The organism is Nitratireductor sp., from assembly GCF_017794765.1.
Lineage (GTDB): Bacteria > Pseudomonadota > Alphaproteobacteria > Rhizobiales > Rhizobiaceae > Nitratireductor.
Map to the genome: position 1 here is coordinate 2,445,224 of NZ_CP051236.1, position 18,382 is coordinate 2,463,605.

General features: G+C 60.9%; 16 protein-coding genes. 12 read left to right on the forward strand and 4 right to left on the reverse strand.

Annotation, left to right across the window (positions count from 1 at the left end):
• Positions 1–46 precede the first annotated feature (46 nt).
• Both HF949_RS11575 and HF949_RS11580 read left to right on the forward strand, forming a co-directional pair.
• Positions 47–1,699, forward strand: a complete 1,653-nt coding sequence (locus tag HF949_RS11575) for an OFA family MFS transporter (protein ID WP_292895420.1) — start codon at positions 47–49, stop codon at positions 1,697–1,699.
• 196 nt (positions 1,700–1,895) lie between these two features.
• Positions 1,896–3,125, forward strand: coding sequence for an NAD(P)/FAD-dependent oxidoreductase (locus HF949_RS11580; protein WP_292900141.1), 1,230 nt, complete (start codon positions 1,896–1,898; stop codon positions 3,123–3,125).
• Positions 3,126–3,443: 318 nt separating this feature from the next.
• Here the strand turns inward: HF949_RS11580 and HF949_RS11585 are convergent, their stop codons facing one another.
• Positions 3,444–4,610: an MFS transporter gene (locus HF949_RS11585; protein WP_292895422.1), complete on the reverse strand. Its 1,167-nt coding sequence runs from the start codon at positions 4,608–4,610 to the stop codon at positions 3,444–3,446.
• Positions 4,611–4,697: 87 nt separating this feature from the next.
• Between HF949_RS11585 and HF949_RS11590 the strand changes: the two genes are divergently transcribed.
• Positions 4,698–6,047 (forward strand): aminotransferase-like domain-containing protein, encoded by a 1,350-nt coding sequence (locus HF949_RS11590; RefSeq protein ID WP_292895424.1) that lies wholly within the window; start codon positions 4,698–4,700, stop codon positions 6,045–6,047.
• Between the two features lie 238 nt (positions 6,048–6,285).
• Here the strand turns inward: HF949_RS11590 and HF949_RS11595 are convergent, their stop codons facing one another.
• Together HF949_RS11595 and HF949_RS11600 are read right to left on the reverse strand one after the other, a co-directional pair.
• The gene (locus HF949_RS11595) at positions 6,286–6,903 is read right to left on the reverse strand and encodes a glutathione S-transferase (RefSeq protein ID WP_292895426.1); all 618 of its coding nucleotides are present in this window, start codon (positions 6,901–6,903) and stop codon (positions 6,286–6,288) included.
• Positions 6,904–7,641 carry a GntR family transcriptional regulator gene (locus tag HF949_RS11600; RefSeq protein WP_292895428.1) on the reverse strand — a complete coding sequence of 246 codons (738 nt, stop codon included), beginning with the start codon at positions 7,639–7,641 and terminating at the stop codon, positions 6,904–6,906.
• A gap of 176 nt (positions 7,642–7,817) precedes the next feature.
• On the opposite strand from HF949_RS11600, the gene HF949_RS11605 reads away from it, so the two are divergent.
• The 9 genes from HF949_RS11605 (at position 7,818) to HF949_RS11645 (ending at position 17,442) form a co-directional block, all read left to right on the forward strand.
• Positions 7,818–8,576, forward strand: coding sequence for an SDR family NAD(P)-dependent oxidoreductase (locus HF949_RS11605; RefSeq protein WP_292895430.1), 759 nt, complete (start codon positions 7,818–7,820; stop codon positions 8,574–8,576).
• 1 nt (position 8,577) lies between these two features.
• Complete coding sequence (locus tag HF949_RS11610; protein WP_292895432.1) at positions 8,578–9,084, forward strand: TRAP transporter small permease subunit; 507 nt, start codon at positions 8,578–8,580, stop codon at positions 9,082–9,084.
• An 8-nt stretch (positions 9,085–9,092) separates the two neighbouring features.
• The gene (locus HF949_RS11615; RefSeq protein WP_292895434.1) at positions 9,093–10,394 is read left to right on the forward strand and encodes a TRAP transporter large permease; all 1,302 of its coding nucleotides are present in this window, start codon (positions 9,093–9,095) and stop codon (positions 10,392–10,394) included.
• Positions 10,395–10,441: 47 nt separating this feature from the next.
• A complete protein-coding gene (locus HF949_RS11620; RefSeq protein ID WP_292895436.1) occupies positions 10,442–11,563 on the forward strand; it encodes a C4-dicarboxylate TRAP transporter substrate-binding protein in 1,122 nt (373 codons plus the stop codon).
• Between the two features lie 78 nt (positions 11,564–11,641).
• The gene (locus HF949_RS11625) at positions 11,642–12,364 is read left to right on the forward strand and encodes an SDR family NAD(P)-dependent oxidoreductase (protein ID WP_292895438.1); all 723 of its coding nucleotides are present in this window, start codon (positions 11,642–11,644) and stop codon (positions 12,362–12,364) included.
• A 1-nt stretch (position 12,365) separates the two neighbouring features.
• The gene (locus tag HF949_RS11630) at positions 12,366–13,136 is read left to right on the forward strand and encodes an SDR family NAD(P)-dependent oxidoreductase (RefSeq protein ID WP_292895440.1); all 771 of its coding nucleotides are present in this window, start codon (positions 12,366–12,368) and stop codon (positions 13,134–13,136) included.
• 5 nt (positions 13,137–13,141) lie between these two features.
• A complete protein-coding gene (locus HF949_RS11635) occupies positions 13,142–14,866 on the forward strand; it encodes an FAD-dependent oxidoreductase (RefSeq protein ID WP_292895441.1) in 1,725 nt (574 codons plus the stop codon).
• Positions 14,867–15,508: 642 nt separating this feature from the next.
• Positions 15,509–16,534, forward strand: coding sequence for a tRNA dihydrouridine(20/20a) synthase DusA (gene dusA / locus HF949_RS11640; protein WP_441338366.1), 1,026 nt, complete (start codon positions 15,509–15,511; stop codon positions 16,532–16,534).
• 86 nt (positions 16,535–16,620) lie between these two features.
• A complete protein-coding gene (locus HF949_RS11645) occupies positions 16,621–17,442 on the forward strand; it encodes a sulfite exporter TauE/SafE family protein (RefSeq protein ID WP_292895445.1) in 822 nt (273 codons plus the stop codon).
• Positions 17,443–17,631: 189 nt separating this feature from the next.
• On the opposite strand, the gene HF949_RS11650 is transcribed toward HF949_RS11645, so the two are convergent.
• A complete protein-coding gene (locus HF949_RS11650) occupies positions 17,632–18,372 on the reverse strand; it encodes an NUDIX hydrolase (RefSeq protein ID WP_292900143.1) in 741 nt (246 codons plus the stop codon).
• Between the last annotated feature and the right edge of the window lie 10 nt (positions 18,373–18,382).

The following is an 18,382-nucleotide window of genomic DNA, read 5'->3' on the forward strand; positions in this document are numbered from 1 at the left end:
AACCAGCAGGACGGCTGCCGGCACACCCGGCAGGAGGAGGAGACTTATGTCCGCAGCAAGTGAAACATTATCCGGCGCCCCGGAAGGCGGCATACTCGAGAGGGAGAGGATCATCGCCCAGCCGGGCTTTAACCGCTGGCTGGTGCCACCGGCTGCCCTCGCGATTCATCTGTGCATCGGCATGGCCTATGGTTTCAGCGTGTTCTGGCTGCCGCTGACGCAGGCCATCGGCATTTCCCAGCGTGTCGTGTGCGAAGACATGACGCTTGTCAGTGCGCTGTTCACCACGAGCTGTGACTGGCGGGTTTCGGATCTGGGCTGGATTTACACGCTCTTCTTCGTGCTGCTCGGTTCGGCTGCGGCGATCTGGGGTGGCTGGCTCGAAAGAGCGGGCCCGCGCAAGGCGGGTGTGGTCGCAGCCTTCTGCTGGTGCGGCGGCATCGCCGTTGCCGCCATTGGCGTGATGTTTCATCAGCTCTGGCTGATGTGGCTTGGCGCCGGCGTGATCGGCGGCATCGGGCTGGGGCTTGGTTACATCTCGCCCGTCTCGACCCTGATCAAATGGTTTCCGGACCGGCGCGGCATGGCGACGGGCATGGCGATCATGGGCTTTGGCGGCGGCGCCATGATCGGCGCGCCTTTGGCCGATATGCTGATGAACACGTTCAAAACCGCCAGTTCCGTTGGTGTCTGGCAGACCTTTCTGATCATGGCAGCCATCTATTTCGTCTTCATGATGGGCGGCGCGTTCGGCTATCGCATTCCGCCTGCGGGCTGGCGTCCGGAGGGTTGGACGCCCCCGGAGAAGAGTGCGAAGTCGATGATCACTTCGCGACATGTCCATCTGCGTGACGCCCACAGGACAAAACAGTTCTGGCTGATATGGGCTGTGCTCACGCTCAATGTTTCGGCCGGAATCGGCGTTATCGGCATGGCTTCGCCCATGCTTCAGGAGATTTTCGGCGGACGGCTGCTCGGATTGCCGGAGCTGACCTTCAACGAGCTCGATGCGTCGCAAAAATCTGCCATTGCCGCGATTGCTGCGGGGTTTGCCGGTCTCCTTTCGCTGTTCAACATCGGCGGTCGCTTCTTCTGGGCCTCGCTGTCGGACAAGATCGGGCGCAAGAACACCTATTACGCGTTCTTCCTGATCGGCATCGTGCTCTATGCGCTGGCGCCTTCTGCAGCCCATATGGGCAGCCAGGTCCTCTTCGTTTTGATGTTCGGCATCATCCTGTCCATGTATGGGGGAGGTTTCGCCACAGTGCCGGCCTATCTCGCTGACATTTTTGGAACGCAGTTCGTTGGTGCGATACATGGCCGGCTGCTGACGGCGTGGGCGACAGCCGGCATCATCGGCCCAGTGGTGGTGAACTACATACGCGAGGCGCAGCTCAATGCGGGCATTCCGCGCGAGCAGGTCTACGACTTTACGATGTACATCCTGGCCGGAATGCTGCTTCTCGGCCTGATCTGCAACATGCTCGTCAAGCCACTTTCGGAGAAATGGTACATGCCGGAGGAAGAAGTCGCCAGGCTCCAGGCAAAGTCTGCGGCAGCCGATGCCGGCCCGACCGGCTCTTTCGGCATCGGCAAGGGCGGGTTCGATGGCAAGACGCTGGCCGCCTGGGCCGTCGTCGGCATCCCCATTCTTTGGGGTGTCTGGATAACGCTGCAAAAGACCGCGGCCCTGTTCTAGACAGGGTTGTTGCAGCGCGCCCTCCGGCATGAGCCCCGCCGGAGGGCAAAACTATGCGATACTCCAAATCAATGTGAGGAGGAGGAGGTGGTGGTGGTGGTGGTGGCGGAGTGCCCGGCCCGGGCTTGCTCAAGGAGCCAACGCTCACTATGTCGTGCCTTGGTATTCTGGGATCGCTCGAGGCGGGAGACAGACACTGGACGGGCACATCATCATCATCGGCGCTGGCCACGCGGGCGTGCAGGCCGCATCGAGCCTGCGCGAGGAAGGCTTTGACGGGCGGCTAACGCTTGTTTCGGAAGATCCCGAACTGCCCTACCATAAACCACCGCTCTCGAAAGCTTTTCTGAAGGCCGCCGATGCGGAGCCTCAGATCCTGCGGGCGCAGGCGTTCTATGAAACCCATAATATCGAGTTGCTTACAGGCGTTCGTGCCACGGCCATCGATCAGGGTGCCCGAACGCTGACGCTGGACGATGGCAGGCAGCTTGAATGGAGCAAGCTCCTGCTTGCGACAGGCGCCCAACCCCGCCGGCTGTCGGTGCCGGGTTCTGGACTCGAGGGCATTTTTTATCTGCGTGACTGCGCCGATGCCCGTCTGCTGCGCGATGCCCTGGCATCCGCACAGAACGTCGTTGTGGTCGGCGGCGGCTTTATCGGGCTTGAGGTGGCTGCTACAGCCATCATTGCGGGAAAGAATGTAACCGTTCTTGAAACGGCCGAACGCATCCTCGGTCGCGCCGTGAGCAAACCCGTTGCAGACCATATGCATGGCTATCATGAGGGCCTCGGCGTCAGAATAATGACCAATACCGGTGTCGAGCGGCTCGATGGCGAGGATGGCAGACTACGTGCCGTGATGACATCCTCGGGCCAGGCGCTTCCCGCTGATCTGGTGTTGGTGGGAATCGGAGCACTGCCGGACACCTCACTGGCCGAATCGACCGGCCTTGTCTGCGACAACGGTATTCATGTGGATGCTTCCTGCCGCACCAGCGCCAATGACATCTATGCCATCGGCGATTGTGTTTCCTTCCCGCAGGGCGGCTCGGGGCGCAGGTTGCGCCTCGAATCGGTCCAGAACGCCACCGACCAGGCGCGTATCGCCGCAAAGTCCATGCTCGGCAAGGATGCAGTCCACGATGCGGTACCATGGTTCTGGTCCGATCAGGGCGAGCGCAAGCTGCAGATGGCGGGGCTTTCCTTCAGCGTGGACGCTGAGGTGATCACTGGCGATCCTGAGAGTGGTGCCTTTGCCGTTTATCTCTATGCGGGCGGTCGACTTGTTGCTGTGGAAACCGTCAATCGCCCGGGCGAACACGTGATGGCGCGGCGGATGCTGGCCGCAGGATTCTCCCCATCCGTGGACGTGGTGCTTGAAGGCGCTGCAGCGCTGAAGGCAGCGATGATGACCGCCACGCGTTGAACGAAGCTGTTGAAGCGCCCCCGAAGTCCTGACCTCCCTGCAAACCGGAACGGGTAAACAGGTCGATCCTCGATTGATTTGAGACGTCTGCAATCTGCAGGAGCGAGAAACGCCACGGGTCTGTGTGGGCAGCAAGACACGGTGAGTGCGGCTTCTTCTTTGGAATGCGTATGGCGGGTCGGATCCTGAGACCGGGCTCTCCAGATATTTGAAGCACCCGAAGAAGCCATCGAATGGTGCGTTTTCCCAGCAGTTGCGACAATCAGAATGGGTGTACGATCAACATATTTCGCCGATCTGGCGTCCGGAAGCGCAATGTCATCCGGCATCCAGGGCGACGGCGGGTGAAACACCCGTCCTTTTCCACGTGATGACGATGATCGCGGTGACCGCGATCTGGAGGGTTGCAAAAATTACCATTGCCAGGAACAGACCGAGCATGTCTGCCAGTGCGCCGCTGGCGATAACCGGCAGGGAAAACCCGAAATATGCATACACGAACAATCCCGCTGTAGCCCGCGCCCTGTCATCCGGTGCACGTAGCGAAACCTCTGCCAGTGCAGCCAGATAGGTAAAGCCATAGCTTGCAGCGCTGGTGATGCATGTGCCAGCGAGAACGAATGCCAAAACCTTGAAAAATACTCCGGCGAGGAGGACGAGGAAGCCGAGTGGGATCAAAACGAATCCCAGAGCAAGCGCATCGCCATTGGTCATGCGTCGGGCAATCGGCTGACAAAGGAAACCCACGAAGATCGCCAGAAAGATGACGAGTCCCGTCCATCCGCCAAGGTCGTTAGCGGCAAGTTCCAGCGGAACGACCGCGATTGTCATCCCGGTTGTGGACCAGGCCAGCGCCATTGCTGCCCCAAATACCCAAGTGCCGGAGGGGAAGACAGGCAGGCGCAGAAGGGAAACGGGTTTGGCGCTGTCAACCCGAGGCAGCCCGAGGGCAATCACGGCAAGGACGGGAGCTGCCACAAAGAGTACGATGTAGCTGGCTGGCAGAAGCGTTGGTCCTTGCAGTCCAAGACTGATACCTGTCGCCAAAGCGCCCCCTCCAAAGCCAAGCGATGTGGCGGAAGTGACGACGAGTGCGCCACCTTTCGCGCGATCCTGGCCTAGAATTTCTGTCATGTAGGCGGCCCCGCTGGTCGTCGCGAGAGCGGTCCCGATCCCCAGCAGGAAACGCGCGACCACAAGACTTGTCCAGCTAGGTGCCTGCACGAGAAGTGCTGTTGCGACAGCGCCCAGTATCAAAGCCAGGGCGATGGGGCCCCGTCGTCCTATCCTGTCCGAGAGCCCGCCGAGTAGCAACAGGGTCGGCATAAGACCTCCGACATAGGCCGCGAACGCGGCCGTCACAGCCGTCGCTCCGACATCACTTTCCGCCGCGTAGGCATCATAGAGCGGAGCCTGAAGGTTTACGGCGAACGTCACCGTGAAGAGACCAGCGGCAAGAAGGCAAGCTGACATGTTTCTGGACATCGGGGGCCTCAAGAATTCAATCGGGATTGCTATGCCATGAGGAAATTAGTATGACAATTTTTAAATTGTACTGGATACATTCGGGATATGGGAAAACCTCGATACATTCGCCTCGCCGACATGCTTTCGAATGCGATTCAGGATGGCAAGCTGGCTCCGGGTACGAAGCTTCCGACACATCGCGCGTTTGCAGAGCAGTTCAAGGTGGCACTTGCCACGGCGACGCGGGCTTACGGCGAGTTGGAGCGCAGGGGCTTGATTGTCGGCGAAGCCGGGCGCGGCACGTTCGTGCGGGATCTGGCTTTGCCACCCGCGCTTGGGGTCCGGCAGATCGCCAACGATGACCTCATCGACCTGGTTTTCAACATGCCAGGTGACGCAGCCGATGCAGATAAGTTGCGATCGGGCCTAAGGCGGCTTGCCGCGAGTGGCGACCTGGAGGCGATGCTACGCTACCAGCCGCACGGCGGGCGAAGGCACGAGCGCCGGATCATCGCCGAAAGCCTTTCGCCGACCCTTGGACCGGTCGACCCCGAAAGCCTTCTCGTCACGTCCGGTGGCCAGCACGGGCTGGCGATACTCGCTCTCGGGCTTTTTCGGCGCGGGGAACGGATCGCACTCGACACCCTGACCTATCCAGGTTTCAAATCCATTGCCGCGTTGCAGGGGCTCGAACTCGTTCCGGTCGACGGGAAGGGCGGCGTGATGGATCCAGAAGATCTGCAACGACAATGTCGTGAACGAAAAGTGCGCTGCGTCTATCTGATGCCAACAGTTCACAACCCCCTGGGATCGGTCATGAATGAGGAGACGCGCCTGCGCCTGATTGAGGTTGCACGTGAGAACGACCTGCTGATCATCGAGGATGCGGCGTATGCTTTTCTGGAGCCGGACCCTCCGGCCAGTCTCCTCTCCCTCGCGCCGGAGCGAACGTTTCACGTTGGGAGCTTTTCCAAGAATCTCGCGACAGGGCTACGCCTGGGCTATGTGATCGCCCCTGCGCTGTACACAGACCGACTGCTCGAAGCCATCCGGGCGACCACCTGGAATGCCCCGGCGCTTATCTCCGGTCTTGCCACGGGCTGGATAGAAGATGGCACGCTCGCCAGCTCTCAAATGGCTCGGCGGCGTGATGGCGCAGAGCGCCAGAAGCTTTGCCACAGCGTTTTGAATAGGTCGGCCATTCTTTCTCATCGCAACGCAGGCTTCGCCTGGTTGCCGTTGGAAAAGGGTGCTCGGGCCGAGCCAGTTGTTTCGCGCCTGAAGGAGCATGGCATTTTGGCTTCCAGTGCGGAGCCATTTGCGACGACAGTTGCAGTGCCGCAGGCGTTGCGGCTCGCCTTCGGTGGCATTCCAATGCATGAGCTGGAGGGAGTATTTCAGTTGGTTCGAGAAGTCATCGAGGGAGTTCCGCATGCTGCAGGAATGCTCGAGTAGCGGGCATCTGTGCGGGTGCGGCGATCCGAGCTGGTCCACGGAGGCAACAGCCTGGCGAGGTTCGGCAGTCCGAACCCGCCTTCGTCGAAGACTGCGTTAACGGCTCTTCGTCATCAAACCAGACGCTCGGCGACAAACCAGCTGTCTCCAATGGCTTGCCGGCTATATCCACTTGTATCCGCCACAAGCGAGACAGTACCCAATGCGCGACAACTAACGGTGCCCCGACGATTGGCCATTACTCTGGCATTGTCGCTTTCATCGACGGGCGGCATGAGAATTCAGCAAACCAAGCCGCAAGGTCTGCGCGATCTTTCCTCCATGGTTTGTCGGCAAAGCGAAAGTCGAGGTAGCCCAGTGCACATGCGACAGCGATACTGCCAAGCGTAGGTGCGCCGGTGAGGTGTGGCAACCAACGTTTCTGTAGGTCGTCCAGGCCGCTGTCGACCTTCTCCATCTGACTGTCGTGCCAAAGTTGCCAGTAAAATTCGGAAGGACGCAGCACCGATTCGTAACGGCACAGGAGGGCCGCATCGAGGATGGAATCGGCGAGGGCTTCGAGCGTCATCGCCTGGAAACGTTTGGCGGGGTCTTCCGGCAGCAGCGGCATCGCGCCTGACATCGAATCGACATAGGCGCAGATCACCCGGCTGTCAAACAGCGCGGTGCCATCGTCGAGCAGTGCGGTGGGCACCTTGCCGGACGGGTTCTCACGAACGATGACCGGGTCGCGTTTCACCGGCCAGGCGTTGGAGGGCAGCTTCTCAAGCTGGTCCGCGATGCCCTTTTCATGGGCGGCGACGAATACCTTCCGGACAAAAGGGGATGCGGGCGAGAAGAATACGCGAAGTGTCATTTACTGGTCTTTCTGGCAAGTATTGGCAGTTGGAGGCGAAAAAGCGAGTTTCCTGAAGGTCTCCTCAGGGTCGTTGCGGAGACGATCAACGAGTGCCTCTCCGGCATATTGGACATGTTCGTGCATGATGGCGGCGGCGCGTTCGCCGTCGCTGTTTCGGAGTGCTCGGGCGATGCGGTGGTGATCGTCATGCGAGCGCTGGATCAGGGCGAAATCGTCCGCCTCCCACAGGATGATGCGATCAGAGACCAGCGGAACATTGTGGGTCCTGCCGACGAATTCGTGTAGCCAGGGATTCTGGGCCGCGTTGATGATCGTGTCGTGGAACCGGACATTGAACTGGCGATACTCGGGAAGATCCGCCACATCGAGCGAACCTGAAGACAGGATACGGTCGCCGATCGTCACGAGGCGGTCCAGTTCCTCGATGGTCGCATTGTCGATTCCACACCGCACCGCTGCCCGGCAGGCCATGGCTTCCAGTCCGGCGCGGATCTCGAAAACTTTGATGATGCTGTCGACAGAGAAAGACTTCACCCGGTAGCCCCGGTTCTCCTCGTAGCTCAGCAAGCCGTCCTGCGTGAGCGTCGCCATCGCCGTGCGCAGCGGCGTGCGTGAAATGCCCAGTAGCTCCGATAGGTGGTTCTGGCGTACCGGCTGCCCAGGATGCAACTGACCGGAGAGGATCATCTCCCTCAGGGCGGCGGTCGCTTCGCCCGCTGCGGTTTTTCCTTTCAAGACAGCACCCTTCTCCCATCGATTTGTTGTCCGGATCATGCCTCCAAGAGACCCATTCTGCAACTGGCCACACGCAATAAATGGATACAATTTAGCGGTATTTGAGAAATTATATTGACAAAAATCGCATTATTGGACTCAATCTAGGCTCCGAGGGCGAATGGGAGGAGTTTGGCTTGTCGGGCTTGGCGTTGGTAACCGGTGCAGCGGGTGGAATCGGGCGGGCGGTTTGTGATCGTCTGGCATGCGACGGATTCACCGTTATCGCGTGCGATCTGGATGAGGAAAGGGTCGGCGATCTCGCCGCGCGGCTGCCGTCCGGCCCGCATTTAGCGCGAAAGCTGGACGTCACCGACGAGGTGGCCATCCACAAGACCTTCGGCGATATCGAACGCGAATATGGGCCGATCCACGTCGTCGTTGCCGCTGCGGGCATTCTGATCCTCGACGAGAATGGCGCCCGCCGTCCGATCACCGAGCTGTCAACCGAGGAGTGGCAGAAAACGCAGGCGGTCAACAGCACCGGCACTTTCTTCCTCCTGCGCGAATTCCTTCGCCTGCGCGAGGCAAACCCGGTCGAAGGTGCTCGCTTTATCGGTTTTTCATCGGTCGCCGCCCAGTTGGGCGGCTACCGATCGAGTTCCGCCTATATCGCCAGCAAGAGTGCCGTGCTCGGCCTCGTGAAAGCCGCCGCCCGTGAGGGGGCAGCGATCGGCGTCGCGGTCAACGCGGTCGCGCCGGGTCTGATCAACGCGCCGATGCTGCGCCTCTCGCTGAACGAGGCCGATGACGCGGCGGTGGCGCAGTCCATCCCGCAAGGCCGCATCGGAACGCCGGAGGACGTCGCGGGCGCGGTGTCATTCCTGGCGGGTCCGGACAGCGCCTACATCACCGGCGGTGTCATTGACGTCAATGGCGGCTACCGGATGCAGTGACATGCAATTAACCCGATTCATAAGCCACTTGCTTGCCGGCCTGGCCGCGCTCGCGCTGTTCTTGATGATGCTGCACGTCACAGCCGACGTGCTCGGCAAATATCTGCTCAACCGACCGATCCCTGGCACTGCGGAAGTGGTTGCCAGCTATTACATGGTCGCGGCGGTCTTCCTGCCACTCGCCTGGGTAGAGGTGCGCCAGGGCTCTATCGTCATGGAGCTGCTCTACGCTCTCTTGCCGAATACGCTGAAGCGCTGGGTCTATTTGCTGGCAACGCTTCTATCCGGCGTCTTCTACGGCGGCCTCGCCTGGCTGTCCTGGGGGATCGCGGTCCAGTCCTGGAAGATCGGCGAAGTTGTTGAAGGTACCTGGCGCGTCGTCATCTGGCCGACCAAGTTCCTGCTGCCAATCGGCCTGGCGCTTGCATGTATTGTCATGGCCATCCGTCTCATCGAGATTCTCGCGGGGCGCGTCGCGCCACATGCCGAGATCGAAGACCCGGCATAGGTGTCGCCATGGATCGTCTGGACATAGGTCTGATAGGCATCGCAGCGACGCTCATCGCGATCGGCCTTCGTATTCCCATCGGCGTCGCCATGGGGCTGACCTCGTTCATCGGGATCTGGGCCATGATGGGACCGATGCCGGCCATCGGTATCTCCAAGGCCATTCCCTATGAATTGATCGGCGACTGGAATCTCTCCGCTGTCCCGATGTTTCTGCTGATGGGCTACATCGCCTCCGGCGCCCGGCTGACATCTGGCCTGTTCAATGCGGCACGGGTCTTCCTCAACCGCCTGCCGGGCGGGCTGGCGACGGCGAGCATCGCATCCAGCGCGCTGTTCGCCTCGGCCAGCGGCTCTTCAGTCGCAACCGCGGCTGCCTTTTCGCGTATCGCCGTACCGGAGATGCTGAAGGCCGGATACGCGCCCTCGCTCGCCTCCGGCTCAGTTGCTGCGGCGGGCACGCTGGGCTCGCTGATCCCGCCGAGCGTTTTGCTGATCGTCTACGGGCTGATGATGGATGTCTCCATCGCCGCGCTTTTCCTCGCCGCACTGATCCCGGGTATCCTCTCGGGCCTGGTATTCGCCGGCATGATCACGATCCGTTGCATGCTCAACCCGTCGCTCGCGCCGCGCCTCGACACGCAGACGACATGGCGCGAGAAGCTCGCGTTGGTGCGCGAGACATGGCCGCTGCCAGTGCTGATTGCCGGCGTTCTCGGCGGCATCTTCTCCGGTATCTTCACGGCGACCGAAGCCGGCGCGATAGGGGCCTTCCTGGCCTGCGCGATCGCGATGATCCGCGGCACGCTGAGCGTGAAAACGCTAACGCACGCGCTGATCGACACCGCGCAGAGCACGTCGACGATCTTCATCATCGTTGTTGGCGCCGCGCTGTTCTCGCGCTTCCTTGCCCTGTCGACCCTGCCGGTATGGGTGTCGCAGCAACTGGCCGGCTTGGACGCGACAACCGTGATCATCCTGATCTGCATCCTCTACCTGGTCCTCGGATGCTTTCTCGAAAGCATCTCGATCCTGCTGCTCACCATCCCGGTTCTGGCATCGATCATCCACGGTCTCGACATCAACGCGATCTGGTTCGGCGTACTGGCGGTAAAGTTGCTCGAGACGGGGCTGATTMCCCCGCCGGTCGGCATGAATGTCTATGTCATCCGGTCGAGCCTTGGCGACAGCATACCGCTGGGCACCATCTTCAAGGGCGTCTCGTGGTTCATCCTCGCTGACGCTTTCACTATCGTTCTACTCGTGGCCTTTCCGATCATCACACTCTGGCTGCCCGGGCTTTCTGGGTGAGGAGAACACAATACCCGGTTCGCCGGATCTTCAACTGGAGGAGTTAAATGAAGAAGCTGACGACATCCCTCATGGCCCTGGCCGTCACCGCTCAGGCGGCTCCGGTCTTGGCCGACACCTACCTGGCGACCAACTGGTTGACGCCGGTGCATATCCTGAACGAGCAGCCCTATCAGAAATTCGCCGAGGACATCGCGGAGGCGTCCGGCGGCGAGATCACCTTCGAGGTCTATTCGAGTGGGGCTCTGGTGCCGGCCAAGTCTACGATGCAGGGCATTCGCGACAACGTCGCCCAACTCGGCGTAGTCTATCCGGGCTACACCCCGTCCGAACTGCCGGTCAACAATGTACTCAACGACCTCGTTTTCACCGCCAGCGATGCAATGGCGGCGGCGCTGGCCTACACCGAGGTGGGCATCACGAATGCCCAGTTGAGTGACGAGTGGAAAGCCAATGGCGGCATTTTCGTTGGTGGTTACTCGACCCCGGTCTACAACTTCATGTGCATGGAGCCGCTGGTCTCGCTCGAAGATGCCAAGGGTCGCAAGATCCGCACGGCGGGCGGTGCGCAGACTGCATGGGTTGAAGCGATTGGCGGCGTTCCGGTCTCCGTGCCGATCGGCGACGTTTATTCCGGTCTAAGCCGCGGCTCGCTGGACTGCACCATGTCCGATCCGACCAACCTCGACAAGGGCAACAAGTTCTGGGAGGTGGCTAAGAGCGTCACGATGCTGCCGATGGGCGTTGTGATGGGCGCGACCTATGTACTGAACCCGAGCTTCTGGCAGGGTCTTGAAATCGAACAGCGCAAGGTACTGCTGGACACGATGGCCCTTGGTCTTGCGCGCACGCAGGTCACGTATGCGGCCGACGTGGCGGCAGCCCTGGAGGGTTCGCGCGAACGCGGCCTGTCGATTGACGAGCCGGGCACGGATCTTGCTGAAAAGCTTGCCTCGTTCCAGGCGGACTTCATCGATGCCCTGCCGCAGAAGTCCGTGGATGATCGCGGAATTGCCGATCCGTCGGGCTTGATAGAGGATTTCCTCGCAGCGGAGAAAGCCTGGAAGGAGCGTCTTTCCGGCATCGACCAGACCGATCCGGAAGCCGTCGCCAGTCTGATCCGCGAGCATGTCTACGGCAAGATCGATCTGGAAGCTTTCGGCCAGTAACGGGTACGGCACGAAACCGCCCGGGCCGCAGCGATCCTCCGGCCCGGGCATTTGCTGCCGCGAAAACGGAGAAGCGAGATGAAATCCATCGTGACCGGCGGCGGAGCCGGCATTGGCTTGGCAATCGCTAAGGCGCTGGCACGCGCGGGAGACGATGTCCTGATAGTCGATCTTGCGGGCGACAAGGCGCGCGATGCTGCCAAGATTCTGGTCGCGGCGGGCCTGAAGGCGGAGGCCGTAGAGGCTGACATCACCGACGAGCAGGCGCTCGCCGACATCGTCTCGCAAGCCGGGCGGGTTCGCCGGCTGGTGAACAATGCTGGCATTTTTAACGTAAAGCCTTTCGATACACTCGACGCAGAGGACTTCCGCGGCATGTACGAGGTGAACCTCGTCGCGATGTTTAAGCTCTGCCAGTTGGCGACCCGGGCCATGGGTGAGGGCAGTGCCATAGTCAACATCGCGTCGCGCGCCATGCTCGGTGCGAAAGAGTACATCCATTATGCATCCTCGAAGGCGGCGGTCGCGGGCTTTACCCGCTCGCTTGCGCTCGAGCTTGCCCCGAAAGGTATCACCGTGAACGCCGTCGCCCCGGGCGTGATCGAAACGGACATGCTGAAGGCGCGGCCTGAAGGCGATCTCGAAGCCCTCCGCGGCATGCAGCCCGGCGGGAATCTTGGCAAACCGGAAGACATCGCCGAGGCGGTGGCGTTCCTGAGCTCTCCGAAGGCCCGCTTCATCAGCGGCCAGGTCCTGGTCGTCGACGGCGGCCGGTCGCTCGGCGGAGCGCTGGGAGGCTGAGATGAAGTCATTCGACGGACGGACAGCGATCGTGACTGGCGCGGCATCGGGCATCGGGCGTGCGACCGCGCTGCTGCTTGCTGACCGGGGCGCCAATGTCTTGGCGGTCGATCGCGATGACCAGCTGCTCGGCACCCTGGAAGGCAGGCTGGGCCGTCGGGGCAGGACCCTGCTCACCGACGTGACCGACATTGCACTGGAAGAAAAACTCAAGGCGGCGTTGGCATCGATACCCGCACCTCTGTCTGTGCTGATCAACAATGCAGGCATCGGCGGCGGAGATCGCCTCGACCGGACGGGCGTGGACGATCTGCGCCACATGCTGGAAATCAACCTCGTTTCGCTGTTCCGCATGTGCCAGCTCGGTGTCGACCTGATGCGCGGCAAAGGCGGGGCGATCGTCAATGTGGCCTCGATCTATGCCGAAATCGGAGCGACCAGGAGCGCGGCATACTCGACCTCGAAGGGCGCGGTGGCGACGCTGACACGGCAGATTGCGACCGACTTCGGCCCCGAGGGCATACGCATCAACGCGGTCGCGCCGGGGCTTATCGAGACGCCGATGACGAAGGATCGTATCCATACGGAGAAATGGCGTCACGAGATTTTCGTCGAGCAATCACCGCTGCGCCGGGTCGGTCAGCCCGAGGAGGTGGCATCGGCGATCCTGTTCCTCGCTGGCCCCGATGCCGGGTTCATCAGCGGCGAGGTGCTCCGCGTCGATGGCGGTTGGGCCGTCGGACGTTATCCGCGTCCGGAGGAAGCGGTTTGAATACGGTGAAATCTGAATCTGCTTGCAACGAGGAATTCGATCTCGTCATTATCGGGTCCGGCGCGGCCGGCATGGCCGCCGCGCTGACTGCCCATGAGCTTGGCCTGACGGTCGCGATCTTCGAAAAGGATGCGCAGTTCGGCGGTTCTACCGCGGTTTCCGGCGGCGCCATCTGGATACCCGACAACCCCAAGATGCGCGCGGCGGGCATGTCCGACAGCAGAGAGGATGCGCTGCGCTACATAGCCGGTGAAGTCGGTAACGCAATGAACACGGAAGTGGTGAATGCCTTTCTCAAGAACGGGCCAGAGATGGTCGAGTTCATGGAGACGCACACCGACCTGCAGTTCGAGCACCGCGAATACTCCCCGGACTACCATCCCGACAGTCCGGGCGCCGCTATGGGCGGACGCGTTCTTGATGCCCGCACGTTTGACGGCAGATTACTGGGGGATCATTTCAGGCGTTTAAAAGACCCGATCGACGAGTTCACGGTTCTCGGCGGCATGCTTCTCAACCGCATCGATATCGGTCACTTCATGAATTTGACGCGAAGGCCGACCTCCGCCCTGCATGCCCTGAGGCTCCTTGCGCGCCATCTGCGGGACCGTTTGACATATCATCGCGGAACGCGGCTTGTGCTTGGTCAGGCGGTCGCGGGCCGTCTGGCCTATTCGGTGCTCAAGCGCAACATCGGGATCCGGACGGGCGTCGCGCTCGACCAACTGCTTTACAAGAATGGCCGTGTCACGGGTTTCGCGGCCGATGACGGAACGGAATTCCGCGCCCGTGTTGGCGTAGTCCTGGCGACTGGTGGCTTTCCGGCTTCGCAGACCATGCGCCGAGAGGTTATGGCCCATGTACGGGAAGGATCAGCGCATTACTCGATGTCGCCCAAACCCGCGACCGGCGACGGAATCCGCGCGGCACAGGCGGTTGGGGCGGATTTCCGCAGGTCCAACAAGAATGCTGCCTTTTGGGCACCCGTCTCGCTGATCCCCGCTCAGGGCGGTCATAGGCCCTTTCCGCATCTCTTCCTCGATCGGGCCAAACCGGGCCTGATCGCGATCGACAATACCGGTCGCCGCTTTGTCAACGAGGCATCTTCCTATCATGATTTTGTCAGCGGAATGCTCGCGAGCGGCGTGCACGAGGCCTGGCTGGTCTGTGACCATGCCAATTTGCGGAAATACGGGTTCGGCGCTGTTCGGCCGTTTCCGGCTTCCTACCGGCCGCATATTCGTTCGGGTTATTTAAAGCGTGCGGCTTCTCTCGGCGAACTGGCCTCGCTGTGTGGTGTACCGGAACAGGCACTGGCCGAGACGGTGGACCACTATAATCGCGATGCCACGGTCGGAACCGACAGTGCATTCGGGAAGGGCAATACCGCCTACCAGACCTATCTCGGCGACCCGGACAACAAGCCAAATCCCTGCTTACGGCCGCTCAAAGCGCCATATTACGCGATCCGGATCTATCCTGGCGATATCGGCACATCAATGGGCCTTTCCGTGAATGCCGATGCCCAGGTTCTTGACACCGACGGCAGCGCAGTGCCAGGGCTTTATGCCTGCGGAAACGACATGAACTCGGTCATGGGCGGCGCCTATCCGGGCGCCGGGATTACGCTCGGCCCCGCCCTGACTTTTGGCTACATTGCGGGGTGCCACGCGGCCAGGGCTGCTCTTAAACTTCACACCCGCGGCGATGATGGGAAACGCCGTGGCTGAGCGAAGGTTGACAACTCCGAATACCTGCTACTGGCAATTGGCAGTACTTTGGAAGAGTGCGTTTCTGCGTATATCCAACCGGCGGTCTTTTGAATCCAGAGAGCGAGAACAGAAACTTGTTGTTAGAAATATCATAGTGATTTCAATGGTTTAATTTTGCGGCGATATTTTTTCCGGCACAGCCGCATTGGTAGAAGAAAGCACCAGAGAACAAGGCGTTATCCAGCAGCTTGTTGAGTTCTTGAGAGGCGGTCACCGATCGACCTGAGCACTTGTGCCTTCGACCGCCCGACCTCCTTGATGGCGCCTTGCGTGTCGATGATCTTTGCTAGCCTCGGGTTGGCGACCCTGATTTCGTCGATGGTGCCAGGCTTTGCGAGCTCACACTCCCTTTTCTCATCCAGACCGCCGCGGCGGGACGTCTGTCAAAAGTCTCCGTCTGGTGATAGATTGCGCCATCCCGCATAACCCGCACTCGCGCCACGTAGCCGACGCTGCCGTCTTGCACTTGCGCGCGGTAATTGTGCCCACTATCGCTCCCTTGTTCGGTTCACGGGGATGCAATTTGGTACATTGTGCCAAATCCAGCTCCGAAGCAGGTGGAACTGGTACAAAACGAATGTGAGAAAGACGGAGAAGAAGGTGCCGCAAGGTCCTGATAAAAATGAAACAAATTGGTGCCTAAAGAAATCGGTGTTCGCCGTTGCGCCGATGATCGACTGGACGGACCGCCATTGCCGCTATTTCCATCGGCAACTTACGGGCCTGGCGCTTCTCTATACCGAGATGATTGTTGCCGACGCTGCCATTCACGGCGATCGTGAGCGCCTGCTCGGCTTTGACGGGAGCGAACACCCCGTTGCACTTCAGCTTGGGGGATCCGATCCTGAAAAACTCGCCCGAGCTGCCGAGATCGGGGCTGGCTTTGGGTATGACGAGATCAATCTCAATGTCGGTTGCCCATCGGACCGGGTCCAGTCGGGAACCTTCGGCGCCTGTTTGATGAAAACGCCGGACGTCGTGGCGGCGGGTGTTGCGGCGATGAAGGCACGGGTTTCCGTACCGGTGACGGTCAAGTGCCGGATCGGCGTGGACGACCAGGATACCGAAACGGCGCTTGATGCACTTGCCGATGCGGCTTGGTCAGCGGGAGCCGATGCGCTTTGGGTGCATGCCCGCAAAGCCTGGTTACAGGGGTTGAGCCCCAAGGAGAACCGGGAGATTCCGCCGCTGGATTACGATCGTGTCTATCGCCTCAAACATGGGAATCCGGACCGCTTCATCGGTATCAATGGCGGCATTGTTACCCTCGAAGAGGCGCGCCGGCATCTTGAGCATGTGGATGGCGTGATGCTGGGGCGGGCGGCCTATCAGAATCCGGCGCTGTTGGCGGATGTCGATGCCTTTCTCGAAGGGGTATCGTCGCAGCCGGTAGACTTTGACGCGCTGATTGAAACTATGGCCGACTATGCCGATCAGCATATCGCGCGGGGCGGCCGGCTGTCGCATGTGACAAGACACATGATCGGCCTGTTTCACGGATTTGACGGTGCACGCCGCTATAGGCAGATCCTTTCAAGCAAGGCCACAAGGCCGGGGGCGGGAGGGGATGTCCTGCGTGAGGCATTTGCGGCCGTTGACCTCACTACAAAACGCGATGCGGCCTGAGAACGATCCCGAGACAAATGGAAATTGCATTTGGCCCGCATCAACGCTAGCTAGGCGACGCTGCGTCGGGTCTGAGAGGGGGCGTCATGAACCTGCCCATGGGCGAAATCGCCATGTTTTCTGCTGCACTGGCGGCGGCGGGCGTCGTGGCAGGCATCCTCGCCGGTCTTTTCGGCATAGGCGGCGGTGCGATCCTGGTCCCCGTTTTTTATCAGGTGTTTGGACTTGTTGGCGTGGATGAGGCGGTGCGCATGCACCTGTCCGTCGGCACGTCGCTTGCCATCATCGTGCCGACCTCCCTGCGCTCCTTCCGCGCGCATTATCTGCGGGGCGCGGTGGACATGGATCTGTTGCGCAGCTTCGTCATTGCCGTGCCGACTGGTGTTGTCCTGGCATCGCTTGTCGCGGCTCATGTGTCCAGCAGCGGGTTGCGGGCGATCTTCGCGGTGATTGCCTGTCTGGTGGGTATCCGGCTGCTTTTGAACCGGCAGACCTGGCATCTTGGAACCAAGATTCCGGGCAATCCAGCCCGTTCACTGGTGGGAGCGTTGATCGGTTTCCTCTCCACGTTGATGGGCATTGGCGGCGGTGTTTTGAACAACACCTTCATGACGCTGTTCAACCGTCCCATGCACCAGGCCGTGGCGACCTCGTCGGGGGTGGGCGTGTTGATCTCGATCCCTGGTCTCTTCGGCTATGTCTGGGCCGGATGGGGCGAGCCGCTGCTGCCGGTGGCCTCCACCGGCTATGTGAACTGGATTGCCGTCCTGCTCATCATACCGATCACGCTCCTCGTGGCACCGCTCGGTGTGCGGATCGCCCATGCGCTCGACAAGAGGAAGCTCGAAACGGCGTTCGGCATTTTCATGATTATCGTGGCCGCCCGTTTTGGCTGGAGTCTGCTTTAGGCTAGGTCGCCACTCCTTTATCTCAATGTTTCGCTTGATCGGTTGCTGCAATGCCTGTGCGTGGTTCGTCAAGCTCACCATGAGGGAGGGTTTCACCGGGCTTTATCTGGAGCAGCGGCAGAGAGGCATTGTTCGCTAGCGCCACCGTCCCTCATGGTGAGCTTGTCGAACCACGCACCAGTCCTGACCCTAGATCAGCTTCCGCTCAAAGCGGTTGTAGCGCATGGAATAGAAGGGTACGGGCGCTCCCGGCTTGAGCTCCGGATCAACCTTGAGACGCTGTTCCAGATCATCGAGGATCGTGCAGGTGATGAGCGGAACCTCGGTTTCCTTGGCTTCGGGAATGGAAAGCCATACCAGCTCCTCCAGCTCGTGGGTCGGGCCGCCATCGGGCAGTTCCACCGCCACATCGTCACGCCACGCGGCCAGAAACCGGGTGTCGAAGCGGCGCACACGACCGGGCGGCGTGATCGCACGGGCGATGTAACGCAGGCCGGAGAGCGAGGGGCAGACGCCGTTTGTGGCAAAGCCCTGCCAGTCTTTTGCCGTGGTGGAGAAAGGGCCTTTCTCGCCGATCAGCAGACCGGCTTCCTCATAGGTTTCGCGAATGGCCGACATGGCGACGGCGCGTGCCCGCGCCGGTGTCGCACGTGATCCGGTGCCGATCAGCCGGCGCTCTTCGTCAGGGTGCAGGCCCGCGGCCACGGGAATGCGGCCATCGGCGGGATCGGTACGCCCTCCCGGAAACACGAAGCGGCCGGGCATGAAAGCGTGTTTGCGATGGCGACGTCCCATCAAAACGCGCACTTCGTCACCGCTTCGGTCAAGCAGGATGAGCGTCGCCGCATCCCGTGGCCGCATGGGCTTGCCGCCGAGCGAAAAATCCTTTGCCTCAGCGCGATCGACGGCGGCCTTGTCGAGACCATCCATGCGATTGGGG

Excerpts from the sequence above, each read along its gene's own strand:
- HF949_RS11575 (WP_292895420.1), top strand. The coding sequence starts at position 47 with ATGTCCGCAGCAAGTGAAACATTATCCGGCGCCCCGGAAGGCGGCATA.
- HF949_RS11585 (WP_292895422.1), bottom strand. The coding sequence starts at position 4,610 with ATGTCCAGAAACATGTCAGCTTGCCTTCTTGCCGCTGGTCTCTTCACG.
- HF949_RS11590 (WP_292895424.1), top strand. The coding sequence starts at position 4,698 with ATGGGAAAACCTCGATACATTCGCCTCGCCGACATGCTTTCGAATGCG.
- HF949_RS11595 (WP_292895426.1), bottom strand. The coding sequence starts at position 6,903 with ATGACACTTCGCGTATTCTTCTCGCCCGCATCCCCTTTTGTCCGGAAG.
- HF949_RS11610 (WP_292895432.1), top strand. The coding sequence starts at position 8,578 with ATGCAATTAACCCGATTCATAAGCCACTTGCTTGCCGGCCTGGCCGCG.
- HF949_RS11620 (WP_292895436.1), top strand. The coding sequence starts at position 10,442 with ATGAAGAAGCTGACGACATCCCTCATGGCCCTGGCCGTCACCGCTCAG.
- HF949_RS11625 (WP_292895438.1), top strand. The coding sequence starts at position 11,642 with ATGAAATCCATCGTGACCGGCGGCGGAGCCGGCATTGGCTTGGCAATC.
- HF949_RS11630 (WP_292895440.1), top strand. The coding sequence starts at position 12,366 with ATGAAGTCATTCGACGGACGGACAGCGATCGTGACTGGCGCGGCATCG.
- HF949_RS11645 (WP_292895445.1), top strand. The coding sequence starts at position 16,621 with ATGAACCTGCCCATGGGCGAAATCGCCATGTTTTCTGCTGCACTGGCG.
- HF949_RS11650 (WP_292900143.1), bottom strand. The coding sequence starts at position 18,372 with ATGGATGGTCTCGACAAGGCCGCCGTCGATCGCGCTGAGGCAAAGGAT.